The 1,426-nt window shown below is 56.7% G+C and carries 3 protein-coding genes; all 3 read left to right on the top strand.

Annotation, left to right across the window (positions count from 1 at the left end; all coding sequences use genetic code 11):
- Positions 1-80 precede the first annotated feature (80 nt).
- A complete protein-coding gene (locus QT231_RS24165) occupies positions 81-293 on the top strand; it encodes a hypothetical protein (RefSeq protein ID WP_308339318.1) in 213 nt (70 codons plus the stop codon).
- Positions 290-646, top strand: coding sequence for an IS66 family insertion sequence element accessory protein TnpB (gene tnpB, locus QT231_RS24160; RefSeq protein ID WP_308339317.1), 357 nt, complete (start codon positions 290-292; stop codon positions 644-646). The genes QT231_RS24165 and tnpB overlap by 4 nt, the downstream gene beginning before the upstream one ends.
- A 45-nt stretch (positions 647-691) precedes the next feature.
- A partial coding sequence (locus tag QT231_RS24155) for an IS66 family transposase zinc-finger binding domain-containing protein (RefSeq protein WP_308339316.1) occupies positions 692-1,426 on the top strand: 735 nt, incomplete at its 3' end.

The following is a 1,426-nucleotide window of genomic DNA, read 5'->3' as shown; positions in this document are numbered from 1 at the left end:
GTAAGCGCGCCATAAAACCCATCTACCCACCTTAACGTTGGCTGATCACACTGATGGTCTCTTTAATTTTGGAGATCATCATGAGCCGCGAACTCAATCCCACTCAAGCGTTTTGGTTAGGCCACCTGTCTTATGCCGCCGCGTTACAGATGCCGTTAAGTGCCTATGCCAAAGCACAAGCCGTGACGTTAGCCGACCTGATGGCGTGGGAAAAACGGTTACTCGTGCAAGGCTTCCCCGTGCCGCCGCGTTGTCGTCCCGCACGGTTTGTCGCGGTGGAGGTGGTCACATGATTCGCCCAGGCACTGATCTAAAGGTGTATCTATGTCGAGAGCCCGTGGATATGCGCAAGCAAATTGACGGCTTGGCACTGCTGGTTCAGGAAGCCATGGCCTTGAACCCGTTTGATCAAGCGCTGTTTGTGTTCGGTAACCGCCAGCGCGATAAAGTGAAGCTGCTGTTCTGGGAACGTAACGGCTTTGTGGTGTGGTACAAGCGCTTGGAGCGTGAGCGGTTTAAATGGCCAACCCACCTTAATGGCGAGACCGTGACGTTAACCGGCCAAGAGCTTAACTGGCTGCTGGATGGCTATGACTTAAAGGCTATGAGGCCTCATAAAGCGTTGGATTTTCAGCGCGTTGGCTAACGTCAGCTCTCCTATTTTAGCGACGTTTTTGGTACACTGAGCGGTATGAAAAATGCCGCTTCTTCCTCACCGACGGTTACCCAGCTTGAGCGCAAGCTGGCCGCTGCTGACGCTGAAAATGCGCGTCTGTTGGCGTTGATGGAGAAAAAGGAAGCGCAGTGGGAGGCCACTAAACAATCGCTATTCGAGCAGTTCCGGCTTGCTCTGGAGCGTCAGTTCGGCCCTTCCACCGAGAAGTATCGTGTCGACCAGCGGGATCTTCTGATCAATGAAGCGGAAGTGGCGGTTGACGAGGAAGACAGCGATGCATCGGCGTGCGACGCCGTCTCTAATGACGCGACTAGCGAGACCGCCTCGCCTCTGAAACGTCGCACGCGCGGTGGGCGTGTTGCGCTACCGCCAGAGCTGCCGCGTGTTGAGGTGGTGCATGAACTGCCCGATAACGCTCGCCACTGCCACGATGACGGCACCGCGCTGAAGGTGATCGGTGAAGAGGTCAGTGAGGAACTGCACGTGGTGCCTGCCCGGATCGAAGTGATCCGTCATGTGCGACGCAAATATGCCTGCCCGACGTGCGAAGAGGGTGTCAACACCGCCCCAGCGCCCGCCAAGCTGTTGCCCAAGAGCAATGCCAGCGCCACACTGCTCGCCTATATCGCGACGGCTAAATACCAGGACGCGCTACCGCTGTATCGGCAAAGCCAGATCTTTGCCCGCCATGGCGCCGAGATACCTCGCAACACTCTGGCACGCTGGATGGTACAGGTGGGAGAACGGATC

This window comes from Halomonas sp. SpR1 (assembly GCF_031010175.1).
In the GTDB taxonomy this organism is placed as follows: Bacteria; Pseudomonadota; Gammaproteobacteria; order Pseudomonadales; family Halomonadaceae; genus Vreelandella.
Note: the sequence above shows the minus strand (reverse complement) of the source record. Positions and strands in the feature narration are given on the sequence as shown.

Excerpts from the sequence above, each read along its gene's own strand:
- tnpB (WP_308339317.1), top strand. The coding sequence starts at position 290 with ATGATTCGCCCAGGCACTGATCTAAAGGTGTATCTATGTCGAGAGCCC.
- QT231_RS24165 (WP_308339318.1), top strand. The coding sequence starts at position 81 with ATGAGCCGCGAACTCAATCCCACTCAAGCGTTTTGGTTAGGCCACCTG.